Origin of the sequence: Pseudonocardia ammonioxydans (assembly GCF_900115005.1) — a bacterium.
Taxonomy (GTDB): domain Bacteria; phylum Actinomycetota; class Actinomycetes; order Mycobacteriales; family Pseudonocardiaceae; genus Pseudonocardia; species Pseudonocardia ammonioxydans.
Genome location: NZ_FOUY01000025.1, coordinates 64,874 through 85,284, shown reverse-complemented (window position 1 = coordinate 85,284; position 20,411 = coordinate 64,874). Strand labels below are relative to the sequence as shown.

Below are 20,411 nucleotides of genomic sequence, written 5' to 3'. Positions count from 1 at the left end.
CCATCGGGGACCATCGTGGGGAGAGCGCGGGCCGGCACGATCTGACCGGCACGCCCGGTTCGACCTGCGGAGGAGTCCCCGGTGAGCGCGAGCACGGAACCGGCGGCGGAGAGGTCGCGGCCGGAGGGTCCTGCACCCGACGGCCCCGCGATCGACGGCCCCGCGATCGATGACACAGCCGGGGGCACCGCCCCGGTGACACGCCGGGACCGTCGCGCGACGGCGACCACGCTGACGGTCCTGCTGATCGCCGTCTGCGGGGGGATCGCCGTCGCGGCCACGATCGGCGACGACGGCTTCTGGCGCCAGGGCGGCCTGCCCACCCCGCCCGACGGCATCCGGATCGGGGTGATCCTCTCGCGGGTCGCCGCCGTGGCCGGGATGGCGCTGGCCGCCGGGTCACTGCTGGTGGCCGGGTTCGTCGCCCCGCCGCAGGCCTCCGGGACCGTGGGCGTGCAGGGCTACCGCGCGCTGCGCCGCGGCGCGCTCGCCGCGCTGGTCGGCGGTGTGGCCGCGATCGTGACCGCATGGCTGTCGGTCGCCGAGACCACCGGCACCTCGGTCGGGGACCTGGCCGGGGCCGGGCCGTTCGGCTGGCTCGCCCCGGCCGGCACGCTGGACGAGCCGATGGGCTGGGTGCTCGCCGGCGTCGTGCTGCTGCTGGTCTCGGGCGGCGCGGCGGTCGCGCTCGGCTGGCGTTCCGCCGCCGCGCTCGGCCTGGTCAGCGCAGCCATCGCCGCGGTCCCGGCGGCGGTGCACCCGGCCGCGACCGGGATGGCCCACGACTGGAGCGGCGACGCGTCGATGATCCGCTCCGTCGCCGGGGTGACCTTCCTCGGCGTGGCCGCGGCGCTGGCCGCGTACCGGATCCACGGTGGCGCGACGGCGGGCGCACCCGGTCGCCGCGGCCGGGCACTGCTGGTCGGCGCCGGGACGCTCTACCTGATCGGCGAGATCGTCTTCCAGGTCGTGTCGCTCTGGGCCGGGCCGCTCACCGGCTCCGCCTACGTGCGGACCGTGGCCGCCTCCGCCGTGCTGCTGGTGCTGCTCGTCGCCGGCACCGCGGTACTCGCGCGGTCGCTCGGTACCGACGCGGCCGCCCGCGGCACGGACCGGCTCCTGCCGGTGCTGGCGCTGGCCGGTGCGCTCGTCGCGGCCCTCGCGCTCGCCGGGACCCGGCTGGTGCCGCCCCGCTTCCTCGCCCGCCCGGACACCGCGCTCGAGACCCTGATCGGCTGGAACGTCGAGCGTCCGTTCTCCGCGATCACGATGCTCGTCGAGTGGCGCTGGAACATCCTGTTCGGCACCGGTGCGCTGCTGCTCGCCGGCCTGTACGCGGCCGGGGTCCGGAGGCTCGCCGCCCGGGGTGTGCGCTGGCCGGTCGGACGCACCTGGGCCTGGATGCTGGGCTGCGCGGCGCTGCTGTTCGCGACGTCGTCCGGGCTGGGCCACTACGCGCCGTCCATGTTCAGCGTCCACATGATCAGCCACATGACGCTGAACATGCTCACCCCGATCCTGCTCGCCCTGGGCGGCGCGGTGACGCTGGCCCTGCGGGTCCTCCGCCCGGCCGGGCGCGACCACCAGCCGGGACCGCGGGAGTGGCTGCTCGCCGCCGTGCACTCGCCGGTGGCGCGGGTGCTGACCCACCCGGCGTTCGCCGCGGTGCTGTTCGTGGGCTCGTTCTACGTCCTGTACTTCACGCCGATCTTCGACGGCGCGCTGCGGTTCCACTGGGCGCACCAGCTGATGAACCTGCACTTCGTGCTGGTCGGCTACCTGTTCTTCTGGCCGCTGGTCGGTGTCGACACCGCGCCGCACCGGCTGCCGCACCTGGGCCGGCTGGCGGTGCTGCTGGCGACGATGCCGTTCCACGCGTTCTTCGGGATCGCCGTGATGAGCTCGTCGGAGGTGCTCGGCCGGAACTTCTACGCCCAGGTCGGGCTGCCGTGGCTGGACCTGCTCGACGACCAGAAGGTCGGCGGCGGCATCGCCTGGGCGACCGGCGAGATCCCGATGCTGCTGGTGCTGGTGACGCTGGTGGTGCAGTGGTCGCGCGACGATTCCCGGGAGGCCGCCCGCAAGGACCGCCAGGCCGAGCGGGACGACGACGCGGAGCTGAAGGCCTACAACGAGATGCTGGCGAAGCTGCGCCAGGGCGGCTGAGGCTCGGGTCTCCCACGCTGCCCACGCTGCCCACCGGCGTCCCGGTGGGCTCGTGTCACGTCAGGGCTCGGGTCACGTCAGGGTGCGGTGCAGGACACGCTCGCCGAGCTGTACTCGCTGTCGTCCAGGGACTGCGAGGTCTGCGTCGAGACGACCTCCCCGGTGGCCGTGTCGGTGATCGTGCAGGTGATCGAGCCCGGGCCCGAGCTGATGGCGCTGATCGAGGCGTAGGGCCAGTCGCCGGAGGTCTCGACCGTCGTCGACCAGGGCAGCGAGCGGTAGTCCGAGGACGAGCTCATCGCGTTCGAGGTGCCGTAGGACAGCATCATCCTCGTGGCGGTCCCGGTGACCTCGAGCCGGTAGCTCACCGGGCCGGCGGCCGCCGGGGTCTCGTAGGCGGGCAGGCTCGACGAGCCGTAGGACGGCGACTCGTAGGACGGTGTCCCGTACGACGGCGCCTCGTACGACGGCGCCTCGTAGGTGGGAGCGTCCTGGGTCGGCGCCGCGTGGGCGGGCGTCTCGTCGGCCGGCGCCTCCACCGGTGTCGCGGCGGCCGGCGGCGCGCCGGCCTGCGGGCCGGCACCGCCCACCGGGGCGGACATCGGGGCGACCGGCCCCGGGACGCTCTCCAGGTCCTCGGCCAGCCGGTTCAGGCCGGTGAACACGATGACCATGCCCCAGACCCCCAGGGCGATCGCGATCGCCGAGATGACCGTGCCGGACACGGCCGTCACCGTGTTGGTGGCCGTGCCGCGCCGGGCACGGGCGAACCCGGCCACGCCCAGGATGACCCCGACCCCGCCGAGCGCGAACGCGATGAAACCGGTGAACGGGACGATGCCGAACAGCAGCCCGACGACGCCGAGGCACAGCGCGGCGATGCCGAGGCCGTTGCGCGGCGCGGGCGGCAGTGGCGCCCAGCCGGTCGGCTGGGGCGCGAGCCCGGCGGGCACCCACTGCTGGGGGATCGGTGGGACGGGCGCGCCGGACGGCTGCCCGGTGGCCTGCTCCACGGTGGCCCGGCCGTACGCCGGGGCGGTCCGGATGTCGCCCTGCTGCGGGCGCTGCGGGGTAGTCACGCCCCCGTCTCGCTCGACCGAACGGCCCTGTTGCACCAGGGCCGTCCGGATCCACAAATGTAGGGAGAACGGGTCAGGGACGCTCCGGGCCGGGCCCGGCCGGGACGTACTGCTCCTCCTCGTCGCGCTCGGTGCCGCGGACCGCACCGAGCGCACCGTCCGCCCAGCTCGCGGCCCGGCGCAGGCGCAGGCTGTTCGTGACGACCAGGAACGACGACACCGCCATCGCCGCACCCGCCAGCAGCGGGTTGAGCAACCCGGCCATCGCGACCGGGATCGCCGCGGTGTTGTAGCCGAACGCCCACCAGAGGTTGCCGCGGATGGTGCTCATCGTGGCCCGGGCCAGCTCGACCGTGGCCGGGAGCACCCGCAGGTCGTCGCGCACCAGGACGACGTCGGCCGCCTCCAGCGCCACATCCGTACCCGATCCGACCGCGATGCCCAGGTCGGCGGCGGCCAGGGCGGCCGCGTCGTTCACCCCGTCCCCGACCATCGCGACGGTGCGGCCCTGCTCCTGCAGGGACCGCACGTGGTCGACCTTGCCGTCGGGCATCGCCCCGGCCACGACGTCGGTGATCCCGCAGGCCCGGGCGACCGCCTGCGCGGCGGCGGGCCGGTCGCCGGTGAGCAGCACCGGTCGCAGACCCATCGCGACCAGCTCGGCGACCGCGACCGGCGCGGACTCCTTGACCGGGTCGGAGAGCGCGACGACCCCGGCCAGGGTCCCCGGCTCCGCTGTGTCGTGGCCCGCTGTGTCGTGGCCCGCTGTGTCGTGGCCCGCTGTGTCGTGGCCCGCCCGGCGCGTGTGCACCGCGATCACCGTGTGCCCGGCCGCCTCCCACCCGGCGATCCGCTCGGCGAGCGGACCGGTCTCCTCGGGCGGGCGGCCGACCGTGACCTCGGTGCCGTCGACGGTGCCGCGCGCGCCGAGGCCGGGCAGGGCCACGAAGTCCTCGACCGGAGGGACGCTCAGGCCGGCCTCGCGGGCGTGCGCGCGGATCGCCTCGGCGATGGCGTGCTCGGAGCCGGACTCGACGGCCGCGGCGCGGGCCAGCAGCACGTCCGGGTCGGCGTCGTCGGCGACCGCGACGTCGGCGACGGTCATCCGCCCGGTCGTCAGGGTGCCGGTCTTGTCGAGCACGACGGTGTCGGCGGCCCGGGTCGTCTCCAGTGCCCGGTAGCCCTTCACGAAGATGCCCAGCTCGGCCCCGCGGCCGGTGGCGACCATCAGTGCCGTCGGCGTCGCGAGGCCCAGCGCGCACGGGCAGGCGATGATCACCACGGCGATCGCCGGCCCGAGCGCGCCGGTCCACCCGGCCCCGGCGAGCAGCCAGCCGAGCAGGGTGAGCACGGCCAGGACCAGCACGATCGGCACGAACACCGACGACACCCGGTCGACCAGGCGCTGGGTGGCGGACTTCTCGGTCTGCGCCCGCTCGACGGCGGCGATCATCCGGGCCAGCCGGGTGTCCGCGCCGACCTGCTCGGCGACCACGACCAGGCGCCCGCCGGACGGGATGGTGCCGCCGGTGACCGCCTCCCCCGGCCCGACCTCGACCGGAACCGGTTCGCCGGTCATCGCACTGGTGTCGACCGCGGCGCGCCCGGTCTCGACGACGCCGTCGGCGGCGATCCGCTCGCCGGGCCGGGCCAGGAAGCGGTCGCCGACCCGCAGCCGTCCCACCGGGACGCGCTTCTCCGTCCCGTCGACGAGAACGGTGACCTCGTCGGTCTCCAGCGCGGCGAGCGAGCGCATCACCCGCCCCGCGGTGCGCCGGGCCCGGGCCTCGAAGTAGCGCCCGGCCAGCACGAACGTGGTGACCCCCGCCGCCACCTCCAGGTAGAGCGGCCCGGACGGGTGCAGCACGGCCTCCCAGCCGGTCAGCGTCGCCCGGGTGTCCAGGAAGGCCATCTCCCCCAGCGACCACGCCGACGCCGAGATCACCCCGAGCGAGACGAGCGTGTCCATCGAGGTGCTGCCGTGGCGCAGGTTGACGAAGGCGGTGCGGTGGAACGGCCACGCCGCCCACACCACGACCGGCAGCGCGAGCGCGACGACCACCCACTGCCACCCGGGGAAGCGCAGCGTCGGGACCAGCGACATCGCCAGCGAGAGGTCGGCGAGCGGGATGAACAGCACCAGCGCGACCGCCATCCGCCGGCGCAGCCGCCTCAGCGCGGTGTCGTCCTCGGTCGCCGCGTCCCCCGTGTCGGCGTGCGCGCGCACCTCGGTCGCGCCGTAGCCGGCCTTGCGCACCGTCTCGACCAGCGTGGTGACCGGGGTCTCGCCCGGGTACTCCACGACCGCGCGCTCCGTGGCGAGGTTCACGGTCGCCCGGACCCCGTCGAGCTTGCCGAGCTTGCGCTCCACGCGGCCGACGCAGGCGGCGCAGGTCATCCCGTCGATGCGCAGCTCGACCGTACGGACGTCCGTCTCCGTACCGACCCGGTCCGCGGCGCTGTCGATGCTCACGCCTCCATGGTTCTACACGACGTCAAACCTCGCCGCACGGGCCTCGGATACCCCGAGCGGCCGTCGAAGGCAAGGGCCCAGTACAACAGAGGCGTGACGACCACCGCGAGGAGGACCGATGATGGCCGGTAAGAGGAAGGCGCCGACGAAGAACCCGCTGACCTCCAAGCGGGGGCCCTCCCAGGCGACGGTGATCGGCCTCATCGTCGTCGTCGCCTTCGCCGCTCTCGTCGGCGTCGGCGTGTACTGGAACAACGCGCCTCGCGAGGTCGTGGTCCCGGCGAACGCGACCGCCCAGGGCGTGCCGACCGGGAACTCCGCGGCACCGAACAAGATCAGCGTCTACCTCGACTTCCAGTGCCCGATGTGCAAGCAGTTCGAGGCACTGTCCGGGTCGACGCTCGAGGAACTGCGCGACACCGGGCAGGCCGAGGTCACCTACCACCCGATCGCGATCCTGGACCGGGCCTCGACCGACCAGTACTCGTCCCGCTCTGCTGCGGCAGCAGGCTGCGCCGCCGACGCCGGGGTGTTCCCCCAGTTCGAGAAGCTGCTCTACGAGAACCAGCCGCCCGAGGGTGGCCCGGGCCTGCCGAACGACCAGCTCGCCCAGCTCGCCCAGCAGGCCGGTGCCGGACCCGAGGTCGGTCAGTGCATCGAGGACAAGCGCTTCGAGCCCTGGGCGCAGGGCGTCACCGAGCAGGCCTTCGAGGCGGGCGTGCAGAGCACCCCGACCGTCCTCGTAAACGGGCAGAAGGTCGACAACCCCACGCCGGACGGAATCCGGCAGGCGCTGGCCGGCTGACCCGCGACCACGCCGACCCGACCGGACGGCGCGTCTCCCGCACGGGAGGCGCGCCGTTCGTCTGCGGGACGCGCCCGCCGTCAGCGTCGCCGCGGGCAGTCGGCGCAGCGCGCGGCCGGCTCGGACACGGCGCGCAGGCGCTCCTCCCGGAACGCGCGGCGTTCCCGGGCGACCTGCTTCCACACCCGGCGCTGCGCCTCGGTGTCCATCGAGACCCCGATGAGCACGGCGAACCCGAGGAGCAGGACGATCCCGCCGGCCGCGACCAGCAGGGCGGTCATCGGACCCACCGCCGGCCACCGGACGCCGCAGCGTGGGCCTCGATACGGACCGTGGTGCCGTCATGGTCGTGCATGGCGCACCCCCTTCAGCGGTGATGACCGCCGTTCAGGATCCGGGAGCCGAGTATGCGGGCTGCACGCGCGCCTGCACCAGGCCCGATGCAATTTCGTTTCCGTGCAATGTGCAGCCGAACGAAATTGCAGCGCCCCGGGCAGTGAGTAGGCTCGCGGCGGAGAGACCGGCGCTCTCGCGCTCTCGAGGAGGGCTCATGACCGTCACACACGGCCCCGTCGTCATCCGGCGACGCCTCGGCCACGTCCTCAAACAGCTGCGCGTCGGGCGGGGCAAGCAGCTGACGGACGTCGCGAAGCTGCTCGAGGTGTCCGCTTCGAAGCTGAGCCGGATCGAGACCGGGCACGTCGAACCGAAGTTCCGCGACGTCCGCGACCTGCTCGAGATCTACGACGCCGCCCCCGAGACCCGCGACCAGGTTCTGAACTGGGCCAACGAGGCGAAGTCGCCGGGCTGGTGGCAGCCGTTCTCGGTCCGGGTGACGGCCGATCTCGATCTCTACATCTCCCTCGAGTCCGAGGCCCGGGCCGTGCTGATCTACAGCACACCGATCAGTGGCCTGCTCCAGACCGGGCAGTACGCCCGGGACGTCCTGCGCGGTGCCATCCCCGACATCACCGACGACGAGCTCACCACGCTCGCCGACATCCGGATGGGGCGCCAGCGCGTCGTCGCCCCCGACCGCTCCGACGAGGCACCGATGGAGCTCCACGCCATCCTCGACGAGTCGGCGCTGCACCGGTCCCCCGGCAGCGCGGAGACGATGCGGGCCCAGCTGCGCGAGCTCGTGGAGCGGTCGCACCGGTCGAACGTCGTGCTCCGCATCCTGCCGTTCTCGGCCGGCTACACCAGCGCCACGAGCACGTTCGCGATCTTCGAGCCACGGTCGGACCAGGACTGGCCGGTCGTGAACGTCGAGAGCACCGGCGTCGACACCTACTTCGACACTCCGGCCGAGGTGCACCGCTACCGCGCGGTGTGGGACGACGTGGCCGCCAAGGCCCTCGATCCCGACGAGTCCCGGCAGCTGATCGAGGACGTGCTCCAGCGCACCTGATCACCGGAACGGGTCACGCGCCCCGGCGGTCATCGACCACTCGGCGCACCGTCGGCTGCGTCAGGCGTTCGGTCGTCGCCGACCGGCCGTCCATGCTGGTCGGACCCGCTCCGGCGCCCTACGTTCCCCGGCTGTGACTCCCCCGCCGGCCGCGGCACAGGACAGCGGCATCGACTTCCGGATCAGCTCCTACTGCCACCACGGCGGCTGCGTCGCCGTCGGTGTCGACCAGGACGAGATCCTGGTCCGCTCCAGCCGGCTCCCCGACAGCCCGGTGCTGCGATTCACCGCCGCCGAGTGGGACGCCTTCGTCGCCGGGGTCCGCGACGGCGAGTTCGACCGGGCGGCCCTGCAGGCCTGAACGACGTCCGGATCAGCCGTCGACGGCGGGCTCGGCGGGGGCGACGGGGGCGCGGTTCTCCGCCCGCCGGATCAGCACGATCCCGCCGAGGATCAGCGCCCCGCCGAGGAACTGGACGGGCGTCGGCGCCTGGGACACCAGCAGCCACGCCGCGAGCACGCCGAACATCACCTCGGAGAGTCCGACGAACGAGGCGACACGGGTGTCGAGCAGCCGGATGCCGATGATCCCGGTGACGTAGGGCAGCACGGTGGCGAGCACGACCATCATCGCGGCCAGCAGCAGCCAGTCGATCTCCACACCGGCGAGCGCGCCGGTCGGGGCGCCCACCTCCCAGGGGGTGATCCCGGTCAGTCCGGTCACGGTCAGCACGACCGCCCCGACCACCATCGCACCGGAGATCATCAGCATCGGCGGGACGCGGCCCTCGTCGCCGCCACCCGGCAGCCCGAAGTACACGCAGACGCAGACCGCCGAGGCCAGCCCCCACAGCACACCGGCGACGTCGACCCGTTGCGGGCCGAACGGGTCGACGACGAGCACCAGGCCGGCCAGCGACACCAGGCAGCCGATCAGGACGATCGCGGCCGGGGTGCGCCGGGTCCGCGCCCAGGTCCAGCCGACCAGCAGGACCGGGGCGAGGAACTCCAGCAGCAGCGCCACCCCGACCGTGAGGTGCTGCAGCGCCTGGTAGAAGCACAGCTGCACGCCCGCGACCGCGGCCACGCCGTAGAGCAGGACCTGGCGCGCGCCGGGCCCGGTGAGCGGGTGGCGGCGCAGCATGATCACCGCTACCGGCAGGAGCAGCACCGCGGCCCCGGCGATGCGCATCAACGTGGTGAGGCCGGGCGACCAGCCCGCCTTCAGGAACGCCGTGCCGAGCGGGCCGGAGAACCCGTAGCCGGCCGCGGAGACCAGCGCCCACGCGAGCCCGTGGACCGTCCGGTCCCGTCGTGTCACGACCGAAGCACTCATAGACTCCTGACACTAGGAACCGACGATGTCAGGGGTCAACATGGAATTCGCCCATGACACACAGGCTGCCCTCGCCGCGGCCGCGTCGCTGGTGAACACGGCGACCGACGAGCACGACGTCCTGGACGACCAGGACGCCTTCGACGCCTGGCTGGACGGCCAGGTCTACACCGGCGACCGGGAGCGCTCCCCGGCCGAGCGCGCGTCGGTGCGGGAGCTGCGGAGCCGGGTCGCGGCACTGTGGCCCCGCGGTGACGACGAGCCGGACCGGGACCGGACGGTCGAGCTGGTGAACGACCTGCTCGAGGAGACCGACGCCCGTCCGCACCTGGCCCGCCACGACGGCTGGGACTGGCACCTGCACGTCACACCGCGCAACGCCCCGCTCGCGCACCGGATCGGCGCGGAGGTGGCGATGGCCGTCGCCGACCTGGTCCGCGGCGACGACCTGTCCCGGCTACGACGGTGCGCGGGCGAGGACTGCGACGCCGTGCTCGTCGACCTGTCCCGCAACCGCTCCAAGCGCTTCTGCGACACCGGCAACTGCGCGAACCGGGCGCACGTCGCCGCCTACCGCGCGCGACGGCGCCTGTGAGTGGTTTTCGCGGTCCTGACCGCGAAAACCACTCACAGGCACCGAAGGTGCTCCTCGATCAGGGCGTTCACCTCGTCCGGGCGCTCGTAGCTGAGCAGGTGCGCGGCGTCGGCGATCTCGGCGTAGCGGGCGCCGGCGATGCCGGTCGCGATCTCGCGGACCACCGCGGGCGGCGTGGCGGGGTCGTCGGCGCCCGCCACCACGAGCGCGGGCACCGAGATCGACGCCAGCTCGGCCCGGATGTCGAAGGCACCGACCGCGCTGGTGCAGGCCGCGTAGCCCTCCGGCTTCGCGGCGCGCAGCATGTCCAGCAGCCGCCGCTCCGCCTCGGGGTTGCGCCGGGCCCAGTCCTCGACGTACCAGGTGCCCGGCCGGGAGGCGACCATCGCTTCGGTGCCCTGCTCGCGCACGGTCGCCGCACGCTGCGGCCACGCCTCCGGGTTCGGGAACCGTGCCGCCGTCGCCAGCAACGCGATGCTGCGCACCCGGTCGCCGCCGTGCGCACCCAGCCACTGCCCGATCGCCCCGCCGATCGAGACACCGACGTAGTGGAACTCGCTCACCCCGGCGGCGTCCGCGGCGGCCAGCGCCCCGCGGGCCAGGTCCTCGATCGTGAGGTCCCCGGAGGCGTCCGGCGAGGAGCCGTGGCCCGGCAGGTCGAACCGCACGCACCGGTACCGGTCGGCGAGCGCGGCCACCTGGGGGTCGAACAGGTGCAGGTCGGTGCCGAGCGACGGCCCGAACAGCAGGGTCGGCGCGTCCGTACCCGGATCCGCGGGGCCGTCGACGACGTGGTGGAGATCGAGTGCCATGTGCCCCATCCTCCCGCGGCTGCACCCGTCCTACCGATGCGCACGGCGACCCGGATTCGTAAGGTCTCGATCACCGACGTGCGCCACCGACAGCCGCCTGCAGGAGGACCACCCATGGCCGAGCTCGAGACGTTCCGGATGCTGATCGGCGGCAGGCAGGTCGACGCCGCGTCCGGGGCCACCTTCGAGACGCAGAACCCCTACACCGGACAGGCGTGGGCGACCGCGCCCGACTGCCGGCCCGACGACGTCGACGCCGCCGTCGGAGCGGCCCGGGCCGCGCTGGACGGCGAGTGGGGGTCGATGACGGCGTTCGCCCGGGCCGTCTGCCTGCGCCGGCTCGGCGAGCTGGTCGCCGAGAACGCCGAGGCGCTGGCCCGCACGGAGGTCAACGACTCCGGCAAGCTCTACCGCGAGATGATCGGCCAGCTGACCGGGCTGGGCGGCTGGTACACCTACTTCGCCGGCGTCGCGACGACGGTCGAGGGCCGCCAGATCCCGTCGCCGAACCCGAACTACCTGGTCTACACGCGCAAGGAGCCGGTCGGCGTGGTCGCCGCGATCACGCCGTGGAACTCGCCGCTGCTGCTGATGACCTGGAAGCTGGCGCCCGCGCTGGCCGCGGGCTGCACGATCGTGATCAAGCCGTCGGAGCACTCCCCGGCGTCGACCCTGCGCTTCGCCGAGCTGATCGAGCAGGCCGGGATCCCGGCCGGGGTGGTGAACGTCGTGTCCACGAACGACCGGGACACCGCGGCCCACCTGGCCGGGCACCCGGGCGTGGACAAGGTCGCCTTCACCGGCTCGACGGCGACCGGCCGGGCGGTCGCGAAGGCGGCCGCCGAGAACATCAACAAGGTCACGCTGGAGCTGGGTGGGAAGTCCCCGCAGATCGTCTTCCCGGACGCCGACCTGGAGGCCGCCGCGAACGGGATCATCGCCGGCGTCTTCGCCGCGACCGGCCAGACCTGCATGGCCGGCTCGCGGCTGATCGTGCACGCCGACGTGCACGACGAGCTCGTGCGGCTGGTCGTCGAGCGGGCGGCGAGGATCCGGCTCGGCGACCCGAACGCCGAGGACACCGAGATGGGCCCGGTCGCGAACGGGCCCCAGTACGAGAAGGTCCTCGGCTACCTCGACCAGGCCCGGTCGGAGGGCAACACGATCGCCTACGGCGGCGCGGCCGACGGCGGGCTGGGCGGCTACTTCGTGCAGCCGACGGTGATCACCGGCGTGACGCCGGAGTCCACCGTGTACCGGGAGGAGGTGTTCGGGCCGGTGCTCGCCGCGCTGACGTTCACCTCCGAGGACGAGGCGGTGAAGCTGGCCAACGACACGCCGTACGGCCTGGCCGGAGCGGTGTGGACCAAGGACGTGCACCGCGCGCACCGGGTCGCCGGGCGCATCCGGGCCGGCTCGGTGTGGATCAACGCCTATCGGGTGGTGGCGCCCAGCGTGCCGTTCGGCGGGTTCGGGCACTCCGGGCTCGGCCGGGAGAACGGCGTCGGCGCGGTCGAGGAGTACCTGGAGGAGAAGGCTGTGTGGGTGGAGCTCTCCGGCGGCACCCGGGACCCCTTCACGCTCGGGTAGGTGAGCGGCGTGGCACCGCGCCGGGCCCGGGTCGAGGACGTGCACGAGCTGGCGACCGGGATGCCGCACGTCACCGTCGTGCACGGGACTCGGGGCAACCCGGTCTACCAGGTCGGGCGGAAGTCGTTCGTGTTCTTCCGGACCCCGCGTCCCGACGCCCGCGACCCGGAGACCGGGGAACGCTACCCGGACGTGATCGTGTTCTGGGTGGACTCCGAGGAGGACAAGCTCGCCCTGGTGCAGGACCCGGGCACGCCGTTCTTCACCACCGCCCACTTCGACGGCCACCCGTCGGTGCTGCTGCGGGCGAGCCGGATCGGCGAGCTCGACCGGGCCGAGCTGGCCGAGATCGTGCAGGACGCGTGGCTCGCCCAGGCCTCGGCCCGCCGGCGGGCGGCGTGGCTGGCCGAGCACGGCGTCGGCGGGTCGTAGCGGCGCTGCGCGGCGCCCACTGCTCAGGACCAGATCGTGACGTGCACCGGCGGCCGGAACCGGGACGGCGGCACGCCGGCGCCGGGGCTGCCCAGCAACGTCATCGCCTCCGGGGTGCTCAGGTAGCGACGCAGGGAACCGGTCGCCGGCGCGCGCCGGTCCGGCGGCAGGGTGGTCGCGTGCCACACCACCGGCAGCGGTGTGCCCGGGACCTGCACCACCTGGAGCTCGCCGCGGCGCAGCCGGGGTGCGGCCAGGTGCGCCATCCCCGGTGCGACCCCGGCCCCCCGGGCCGCGGCCTCCCACGCCGCGGTCTGGTTCGGGAAGACCTGCATCCGGGACTCGGGCACGGCGAGCCGGGCCAGCAGGCGTCCGACCTCGCCCTCCGGGTCCGCCCCGGCCGGATCGACCAGCCACGGCCAGGCGCTCGGCGCACCGCACGGACGCTCCGCGGCCAGCACGACCAGCCGCCCGCGGAAGACCGGCTCACTGACCAGGCGCAGGCTGCGGTCCTCGACCGGAACGGGCCCGAGTGCGAGGTCCGCGAGCCGGTGCGACACCAGCACCGCCATCTCGGCGACCCCGGCCACCCCGGCGGTCACCTCGACCCGTCGTCCCGAACGGGCGGAGAACGCCTCGGCCAGCGGCCCGCCGACGAACTCGACGACGTCGCTGGGCCCGATCAGCCGGACGACCTCGGCCGCCCCCTGCGCCGAGCGGACCGCCGCCTCGGCCTCCGTGCCCAGCGCGACCATCTGCGCCGCGACGCCCAGCAGCCGTGACCCGGCCGCGGTCGGGACCATCCCGTTCTCGCCGCGGACCAGGAGCTGGTCCCCGAAGTGCCGCCGCAACGCGGTGATCGCCTGGGAGACCGCGGGTTCGCTGACCCCGAGTGCCGCGGCCGCCGCCTTGACCGTGCCCAGGCGCACGACCAGCACGAACGCGCTCAGCTGGGTGAGGGTCATGCGGACCGATTGTGCGGGTCGCCGATCTTAAGTGAAGGGTTATCCGACCCTTGAACATTTCTGTGAGCGGGATCACTCTCGGTCGTCCCATCACCGACGTGGCGCCGTCACGGGCGCCACCGACATCTGGAGCGTCCCGTGCAGGTGCCGGCGCAGTTCGAGTACGAGCGGGCGACGAGCGTGGCCCACGCCGTCGAACTCCTCACCAGGTACGGCCCCGATTCCCGCCTCGTGGCGGGTGGGCACAGCCTGATCCCGATGATGAAACTCCGGATCGCCGAACCGGAGACCCTGATCGACATCAACGACGTGGCCGAGTTGACCGGCATCCGCCTCGACGGCACCGAGCTCGTGCTCGGTGCGATGGCCCGGCACGCCGACCTGCTGGCCTCGCCGCTGGCCGTCGAGCACTTCCCGATCCTGGTCGACGCCGAGCGGGTGATCGCGGACCCGGTCGTCCGCAACCGCGGAACGGTCGGCGGGTCGCTCTGCCAGGCCGACCCGTCCGAGGACCTGTCCGCCGCGTTCGCAGCCGTGCACGCGGTCGCGGTGATCGAGGGCGCGGACGGACGACGCCAGGTGCCGGTCCGCGAGTTCCACGTCGGGCCCTACCAGACCGTCGTCGGCGACGCCGAGATCCTCGTCGAGATCCGGGTTCCGGTCCGCCCGGGTGGCGGGTCCGCCTACGAGAAGGTCGAACGCCGGGTCGGCGACTGGTCGGTCGCCGCGGCCGGTGCCGCGCTGTGGCTCGACCCCACCGGCGTCGTCACCGATGCCGGGATCGGGCTGACCGCCGTCGGAGCGGCGCAGTTCGCCGCGGCCCGGGCGGAGGAGTTCCTGCGCGGGGTTCCCGGATCGGACGACGCGTTCACCGAGGCCGGCCGGATCGCCGCCGAGGACTGCCGCCCGGTCGCCGACCAGCGCGGACCCGTCGACTACAAGCGTCACCTCGCCGGTGAGCTCACGACCAGGGCGCTGCGCCGCGCCGCTGCGCGCGCCCGCGGACAGGAGGCCTGAACCGTGGAGATCACCGTCACCGTCAACGGCACCGGGTACACCCGCGACGTCGAGCCGCGGCTGCTGCTCGTGCACTTCCTGCGCGACACCCTGGGCCTGACCGGCACCCACTGGGGATGCGACACCTCCAACTGCGGCGTCTGCGTCGCCTGGCTGGACGAGACCCCGGTCAAGACCTGCACCGTGCTGGCCGTGATGGCCGATGGCCACCGGGTCCGCACCGTCGAGGACCTGGCCACCGGGGACACCCTCGACCCGGTCCAGCAGGGCTTCTCCGACCGGCACGGCCTGCAGTGCGGGTTCTGCACCCCGGGGATGCTGATGACCGCGCGCCGGCTGCTCGACGACGATCCGGATCCGTCCGAGGCGACGATCCGGGAGGCCATCTCCGGGCAGATCTGCCGGTGCACCGGCTACGAGAACATCGTCCGCTCGGTCCGCGCCGCCGCCGAGATCGAGCGCACCGCCGACCAGGAGGCGCGGGCATGACCACCACCGATCCCGACACCGGTTTCCGCGCCCTGGACGCCACCCCGATGGGCTACGGCTCGATGCGGCGCAAGGAGGACGCCCGGTTCGTCCGCGGCAAGGGCCGCTACCTCGACGACATCGTGCTCCCCGGGATGCTGCACGCGGCGATCCTGCGCAGCCCGCACGCGCACGCCCGGATCGTCTCGATCGACACCTCCGCCGCCGAGGCACATCCCCGGGTCCGCGCAGTGATCACCGGCGAGACACTGGCCGGTCTCGGCCTGGCCTGGATGCCGACGCTGTCGCACGACGTCCAGTCCGTCCTGGCCACCGACAAGGTCCGTTTCCAGGGGCAGGAGGTCGCGTTCGTCGTCGCCGAGGACCGCTACTCGGCCCGGGACGCGCTCGCCCTGGTCGACGTCGAGTACGACCCGCTGCCCGCGGTGATCGACGCGCAGCACGCACTCGACGCCGACGCACCCGTCATCCGCGACGACCAGGAGGGCCGTACCGACAACCACATCTTCGACTGGGAGGCCGGCGACGCGGCCGCGACCGACGACGTGTTCGCCCGCGCCGACGTCGTGTCCTCGTGCGACATGCTGTATCCGCGGTCGCACCCGGCCCCGATGGAGACCTGCGGCTCGATCGCGAGCATGGACCCGGTGTCCGGCAAGCTCACCGTGTACACCACCACCCAGGCCCCGCACGCGCACCGCACGGTGTACGCCCTGGTCGCGGGCCTGCCGGAGCACAAGATCCAGATCATCTCGCCGGACATCGGCGGCGGTTTCGGCAACAAGGTCGGGATCTACCCGGGGTACGTCTGCGCGGTCGTCGGCTCGATCGTCACCGGCGCACCGGTGAAGTGGACCGAGGACCGCTCGGAGAACCTGATGAGCACCTCGTTCGCCCGCGACTACCACATGCGCGGCGAGATCGCGGCCACGCACGACGGGAAGCTCCTCGGCGTCCGGGTGACGGTGCTCGCCGACCACGGCGCGTTCAACGGGACCGCCCAGCCGTCGAAGATGCCGGCGGGCCTGTTCCACGTGTTCTCGGGTTCCTACGACCTCGCCGCCGCCCACTGCGCGGTCACCGGGGTCTACACCAACAAGGCGCCCGGCGGCGTCGCGTACGCCTGCTCGTTCCGGATCACCGAGGCCGTCTACCTGATCGAGCGCCTGGTCGACGTGCTCGCCCACGACCAGGGCTGGGACCCTGCCGAGCTGCGCCGCACCAACCTGCTGCGTTCCGAGCAGTTCCCCTACACCACGGCCCTGGGCTGGGAGTACGACTCCGGCGACTACCCCCGGACGCTGGCGACCGCGCTGGACATGGCCGGCTACGACGAGTTGCGGGCCGAGCAGAAGCAGGTCCGGTCGGCCTACGAACGGGGTGAGTCCCCGATGCTGATGGGCATCGGGCTGTCGTTCTTCACCGAGGCGGTCGGGGCGGGGCCCCGCCGGACGATGGACATCCTCGGGCTCGGCATGGCCGACGGGGCCGAGCTGCGGATCCACCCGACCGGCAAGGCCGTCCTGCGGCTGTCCTGCATGACCCAGGGCCAGGGCCACCAGACCACGTTCGCGCAGATCGTCGCCGAGGAGCTGGGGATCTCGCCGGACGACATCGAGGTCGTCCAGGGCGACACCGACCAGACCCCGTTCGGGCTGGGCACCTACGGGTCACGGTCCACGCCGGTGTCCGGTGCGGCGACCGCGATGGTGGCCCGCAAGGTGCGTGACCGCGCCCGGATCGTCGCCGCGGCGATGCTCGAGGTGTCCCCCGACGACCTGGAGTGGGAGAAGGGCGCGTTCCGGGTGGCGGGCGACCCGGCCGCCGCGGCGACCATGAACGAGATCGCGATGGCCGCGCACTCCGACCTGGAGCTGCCCGACGACGTCGAGGGCCACCTGGACGCCACCTGCGTCTACAACCCGCCCAACCTGACCTACCCGTGCGGTGCGTACGTGTGCGTGGTCGACGTCGACACCGCCACCGGGCAGGTGAAGGTCCGCCGGTTCGTGGCCGTCGACGACTGCGGGGTGCGGATCAACCCGATGGTGGTCGAGGGCCAGGTGCACGGCGGGCTCGCCGACGGGATCGGGATGGCGCTGATGGAGGTCATGGCGTTCGACACCGACGGCAACCACCTCGGGGCGTCCTTCATGGACTACCTGCTGCCGACGGCGATGGAGTGCCCGTCGTGGGAGCTCGGCGAGACGGTGACGCCGTCGCCCCACCACCCGATCGGCGCCAAGGGGGTCGGGGAGTCCGCGACCGTCGGGTCGCCGCCCGCGGTGACGAACGCGGTGCTCGACGCCATCCGGGTCCGGCACGCCGACATGCCGCTGACCCCGGCGGCGGTGTGGCGGGCGGTGCGCGGCACACCGCTGCGGACGGATCTGGCGATCGGATGAGCGTCGATCAGGAACTCGTGGCCCGGGCCGGGGTGCTGCGCGCCGGCCGGACACCGTTCGTGCTGGCCACCGTCGTCCGTGCGGAACGGCCGACCAGCGCCCGGCCCGGGGACTCGGCGCTGGTCCTGCCCGACGGGACGATGGAGGGGTTCGTCGGCGGCACCTGCGCCGAGTCCACGACCCGGGCGGAGAGCCTGCGCCTGCTCGCGGACGGTGCGTCCGCCCTCCTGCGGATCTCCCCGGACGGCACCGGCGACCCGCGCCCGGGGGTGCGGACGGTCGCGAACCCGTGCCTGTCCGGCGGTGCGCTGGAGATCTTCCTGGAGTCCGTGCTGCCGCCGCCGCTGGTCGCGGTCTGCGGGGACGGCCCGGTGGCGCGTTCCCTGACCCGGCTGGCGGCCGCACTCGAGTACGAGGTCGTGGCCGCCTCCGCGCAGGCGCCTCCGCCGCCCGGGGCCGACGCGGTCGTCGTCGCCTCGCACGGGCAGGACGAACCCGAGGTGCTCACCGCCGCGCTGACCGCGGGCACCGGGTACGTGGCCCTGGTGGCCAGCCGTCGTCGCGCGGCCGCCGTCCTGGCCGGGCTGGAGGTGTCCGACGAGCAGCGGCACCGGGTGCGTGCCCCGGCCGGCCTCGACATCGGTGCCCGCTCCGCCCACGAGATCGCCCTGTCGATCTGGTGCGAGTTCACCGCCGCCCGCACGTCCGGCACCCGCGGGCCGGGGGCGGCCGCGGACCCGGACGGTGCGGCGGGCCAGGGGTGTTGCGGATGAGCCCGGGCGAGGACGGCACGACCGGGGTCGACGACCTGCGGAACCGGATGGACGCGGTCGGGTACCTGGCGGACGAGGCTCTCGCGACGGCGGCGTTCCTGGCCGTCCGGATGCGCCAGCCGCTGCTGCTCGAGGGGGAACCGGGCGTCGGCAAGACCCGGGCGGGGGCCGCGCTCGCCGAGGTGCTCGACACCCCGCTGCTGCGGCTGCAGTGCTACGAGGGGATCACCGCGGCCGAGGCCCTCTACGAGTGGAACTACCCGCGCCAGCTGCTGTCGATCCGGCTGGCCGAGTCCCGCGGCGAGCACCTGCGCGACGACGACCTGTTCACCACCGACCACCTGCTCGCCCGTCCGCTCCTGGCCGCCGTCGAACACCCCGGGCCGCGGCCCGCGGTGCTGCTGATCGACGAGATCGACCGGGCCGACGACGAGTTCGAGGCGTTCCTGTTCGAGCTCCTCGCCGAGTCGGCCGTGACGATCCCGGAGCTGGGGACGCGGCGGGCGGTGATCCCACCCGTCGCCGTCCTGACCTCGAACCGGACCCGCGATCTGCACGACGCCCTCAAACGACGTTGCCTCTACCACTGGATCGCGCACCCGGGTCCGGAGCGGGTCGCAGAGATCATCCGGCGTCGGGTGCCGGAGGCGGCGGACTACCTCGCCGAGCGGGTCGCCGGCACGGTCGCCCGGATGCGCAGGCTGGACCTCGTGAAACCACCGGGGGTGGCCGAGGCGATCTCCTGGACCACCGCGCTGCACGTGCTCGGGCTGTCCGAGCTCGACGCGCGGGCGGCCGAGCTGAGCCTCGGTGCGGTCGTGAAGTACGACGAGGACGCCGAGACCGTCCGTGCGCACGGGTTGTCCCGGCTGGTGGCCGGTGACTGAACCCGACCTGGCCCGGCTGGTCGCGCGGCTCACCGCGGCCTGCCGGGCGGCGGGGTTGCCGGTCGGGCCGGATCGGGCGGCGCGGTTCGCGGCAGCCGTGGTCGCGGTGGACCCGGCGACGACGGCACGGCTGCGGTACTGCGCCCGCGCCACCCTGATCGCCGACCCGGAGCATCTCGCCGTCCTGGACCGCGTGCTCGACGGGGTGTTCGGCGGACTCGTCGACCCCGCGGTGTCCCGCGGCGACACCCACGCACCCCCCGTGGAGCCGGAGGCGGCGGGCACCCCGGGGGCGGGCCCGGAGCATTCTGCCGTCCGGGCACCCGGCTCCGGCGCGCCCCGCGCGGCCGCCGGCACCGCCGAGGGCGGGACCGACGTGCCGTCCGCGGCGGTCGCGAGCGCGGCCGAGCGGCTCTCGGAGCAGCCCTTCGACGAGCTCTCCGAGGCCGAACTGCGCGATCTCGTCGCCGCGATGTCGGCGTTCCACCTGGTCACGCCGCGGCGGCGGAGCAGGCGGGTGCAGCCGCACCGGCACGGGCGCCACATCGACCTTCGCGCCACGCTGCGGGCCGCCCGTCGCACCGGCGGCGACCCGGTCCGCACGCTGCGGCGGTCGCGCCGGCTGCGGCCGCGCCGGTTGACGGTGCTGTGCGACGTGTCCGGGTCGATGGAGCCGTGGGCCCGGGCCCTGCTGCAGCTGTTGTGGTGCGCCCGGGCCGGGAGCCGCGCGGAGGTGTTCGCGTTCGCCACCCGGCTCACCCGGCTGACCGCGGAGCTGGGCCACGGTACGCCGGGCGCCGCCCTGGACCGGGCGGCCCGGACCGTCCGGGACCGCTCCGGCGGAACCCGGATCGGCGATGCGCTGGCGGCGTTCCTGGACGGTCCGGGAGCACGCGGAGCAGCCCGCGGTGCCGTCGTCCTGATCATCTCGGACGGCTGGGAGACGGGCGGCCCGGACCGGCTCGGCCGCCAGATGGCCCGCCTGTCGCGACTCGCCTACCGCGTGGTCTGGTGCAATCCGCGGACCCGGCTGTCCGGTTACCGGCCGCTCGTCGGCGGGATGGCGGCCGCGCGGCCGTACTGCGACGACGTCGTCAGTGCGCACAGCCTGGCGGCGCTCGACGGACTCCTCGCCGCCCTGGCCACACCGCGACCGGGCGACCGGGGGTGACCGAC

19 protein-coding genes are annotated in these 20,411 nt (G+C 73.9%); 13 read left to right on the top strand and 6 right to left on the bottom strand.

Going from position 1 to position 20,411, the window contains the following annotated elements; all coding sequences use genetic code 11:
* The first annotated feature begins 81 nt into the window (after positions 1 to 81).
* Positions 82 to 2,166, top strand: a complete 2,085-nt coding sequence (locus BM093_RS22315) for a cytochrome c oxidase assembly protein (protein ID WP_093348391.1) — start codon at positions 82 to 84, stop codon at positions 2,164 to 2,166.
* A gap of 77 nt (positions 2,167 to 2,243) precedes the next feature.
* Here BM093_RS22315 and BM093_RS22310 read toward each other — a convergent pair whose 3' ends face one another.
* The gene (locus BM093_RS22310) at positions 2,244 to 3,245 is read right to left on the bottom strand and encodes a DUF4190 domain-containing protein (RefSeq protein ID WP_093348387.1); all 1,002 of its coding nucleotides are present in this window, start codon (positions 3,243 to 3,245) and stop codon (positions 2,244 to 2,246) included.
* Positions 3,246 to 3,318: 73 nt separating this feature from the next.
* Positions 3,319 to 5,718 carry a heavy metal translocating P-type ATPase gene (locus BM093_RS22305; protein ID WP_245773712.1) on the bottom strand — a complete coding sequence of 800 codons (2,400 nt, stop codon included), beginning with the start codon at positions 5,716 to 5,718 and terminating at the stop codon, positions 3,319 to 3,321.
* Between the two features lie 118 nt (positions 5,719 to 5,836).
* On the opposite strand from BM093_RS22305, the gene BM093_RS22300 reads away from it, so the two are divergent.
* Entirely contained in the window at positions 5,837 to 6,523 is a 687-nt protein-coding gene (locus BM093_RS22300; RefSeq protein ID WP_093348383.1) for a DsbA family protein, read from the top strand.
* A gap of 80 nt (positions 6,524 to 6,603) precedes the next feature.
* On the opposite strand, the gene BM093_RS22295 is transcribed toward BM093_RS22300, so the two are convergent.
* On the bottom strand, positions 6,604 to 6,804 hold the full coding sequence (locus tag BM093_RS22295; protein WP_143105485.1) for a hypothetical protein: 201 nt from the start codon (positions 6,802 to 6,804) through the stop codon (positions 6,604 to 6,606).
* A gap of 269 nt (positions 6,805 to 7,073) precedes the next feature.
* Here BM093_RS22295 and BM093_RS22290 point away from each other — a divergent pair, with 269 nt between their 5' ends.
* Together BM093_RS22290 and BM093_RS22285 are read left to right on the top strand one after the other, a co-directional pair.
* Positions 7,074 to 7,934, top strand: a complete 861-nt coding sequence (locus BM093_RS22290; RefSeq protein WP_177238637.1) for a helix-turn-helix domain-containing protein — start codon at positions 7,074 to 7,076, stop codon at positions 7,932 to 7,934.
* A 133-nt stretch (positions 7,935 to 8,067) separates the two neighbouring features.
* Positions 8,068 to 8,295, top strand: coding sequence for a DUF397 domain-containing protein (locus tag BM093_RS22285; RefSeq protein WP_093348371.1), 228 nt, complete (start codon positions 8,068 to 8,070; stop codon positions 8,293 to 8,295).
* A 12-nt stretch (positions 8,296 to 8,307) separates the two neighbouring features.
* Here the strand turns inward: BM093_RS22285 and BM093_RS22280 are convergent, their stop codons facing one another.
* Positions 8,308 to 9,255 carry an EamA family transporter gene (locus BM093_RS22280; protein ID WP_177238636.1) on the bottom strand — a complete coding sequence of 316 codons (948 nt, stop codon included), beginning with the start codon at positions 9,253 to 9,255 and terminating at the stop codon, positions 8,308 to 8,310.
* A gap of 55 nt (positions 9,256 to 9,310) precedes the next feature.
* On the opposite strand from BM093_RS22280, the gene BM093_RS22275 reads away from it, so the two are divergent.
* Positions 9,311 to 9,865 carry a CGNR zinc finger domain-containing protein gene (locus BM093_RS22275; RefSeq protein ID WP_093348360.1) on the top strand — a complete coding sequence of 185 codons (555 nt, stop codon included), beginning with the start codon at positions 9,311 to 9,313 and terminating at the stop codon, positions 9,863 to 9,865.
* Positions 9,866 to 9,897: 32 nt separating this feature from the next.
* Here the strand turns inward: BM093_RS22275 and pcaD are convergent, their stop codons facing one another.
* Positions 9,898 to 10,677 carry a 3-oxoadipate enol-lactonase gene (gene pcaD / locus BM093_RS22270; RefSeq protein ID WP_093348355.1) on the bottom strand — a complete coding sequence of 260 codons (780 nt, stop codon included), beginning with the start codon at positions 10,675 to 10,677 and terminating at the stop codon, positions 9,898 to 9,900.
* Positions 10,678 to 10,791: 114 nt separating this feature from the next.
* On the opposite strand from pcaD, the gene BM093_RS22265 reads away from it, so the two are divergent.
* Positions 10,792 to 12,267 carry an aldehyde dehydrogenase gene (locus tag BM093_RS22265; protein WP_093348350.1) on the top strand — a complete coding sequence of 492 codons (1,476 nt, stop codon included), beginning with the start codon at positions 10,792 to 10,794 and terminating at the stop codon, positions 12,265 to 12,267.
* Positions 12,268 to 12,699, top strand: a complete 432-nt coding sequence (locus BM093_RS22260) for an MmcQ/YjbR family DNA-binding protein (protein ID WP_245773711.1) — start codon at positions 12,268 to 12,270, stop codon at positions 12,697 to 12,699.
* 23 nt (positions 12,700 to 12,722) lie between these two features.
* On the opposite strand, the gene BM093_RS22255 is transcribed toward BM093_RS22260, so the two are convergent.
* Positions 12,723 to 13,664, bottom strand: a complete 942-nt coding sequence (locus tag BM093_RS22255; protein ID WP_093348345.1) for a LysR family transcriptional regulator — start codon at positions 13,662 to 13,664, stop codon at positions 12,723 to 12,725.
* A gap of 138 nt (positions 13,665 to 13,802) precedes the next feature.
* Here BM093_RS22255 and BM093_RS22250 point away from each other — a divergent pair, with 138 nt between their 5' ends.
* Genes BM093_RS22250 through BM093_RS22225 form a run of 6 tightly spaced genes read left to right on the top strand, consistent with a single transcriptional unit; the run spans position 13,803 to position 20,406 of the window.
* Positions 13,803 to 14,681: an FAD binding domain-containing protein gene (locus tag BM093_RS22250; RefSeq protein WP_093348340.1), complete on the top strand. Its 879-nt coding sequence runs from the start codon at positions 13,803 to 13,805 to the stop codon at positions 14,679 to 14,681.
* A 3-nt stretch (positions 14,682 to 14,684) separates the two neighbouring features.
* Complete coding sequence (locus BM093_RS22245) at positions 14,685 to 15,170, top strand: (2Fe-2S)-binding protein (protein WP_093348335.1); 486 nt, start codon at positions 14,685 to 14,687, stop codon at positions 15,168 to 15,170.
* Entirely contained in the window at positions 15,167 to 17,575 is a 2,409-nt protein-coding gene (locus BM093_RS22240) for an aerobic carbon-monoxide dehydrogenase large subunit (protein WP_093348330.1), read from the top strand. Before BM093_RS22245 ends, BM093_RS22240 begins: the two co-directional genes overlap by 4 nt.
* A complete protein-coding gene (locus tag BM093_RS22235) occupies positions 17,572 to 18,348 on the top strand; it encodes an XdhC family protein (protein ID WP_093348326.1) in 777 nt (258 codons plus the stop codon). The genes BM093_RS22240 and BM093_RS22235 overlap by 4 nt, the downstream gene beginning before the upstream one ends.
* Positions 18,345 to 19,235 carry an AAA family ATPase gene (locus BM093_RS22230; RefSeq protein ID WP_093348322.1) on the top strand — a complete coding sequence of 297 codons (891 nt, stop codon included), beginning with the start codon at positions 18,345 to 18,347 and terminating at the stop codon, positions 19,233 to 19,235. The genes BM093_RS22235 and BM093_RS22230 overlap by 4 nt, the downstream gene beginning before the upstream one ends.
* The gene (locus BM093_RS22225; RefSeq protein WP_093348318.1) at positions 19,228 to 20,406 is read left to right on the top strand and encodes a vWA domain-containing protein; all 1,179 of its coding nucleotides are present in this window, start codon (positions 19,228 to 19,230) and stop codon (positions 20,404 to 20,406) included. Before BM093_RS22230 ends, BM093_RS22225 begins: the two co-directional genes overlap by 8 nt.
* Positions 20,407 to 20,411 lie beyond the last annotated feature (5 nt).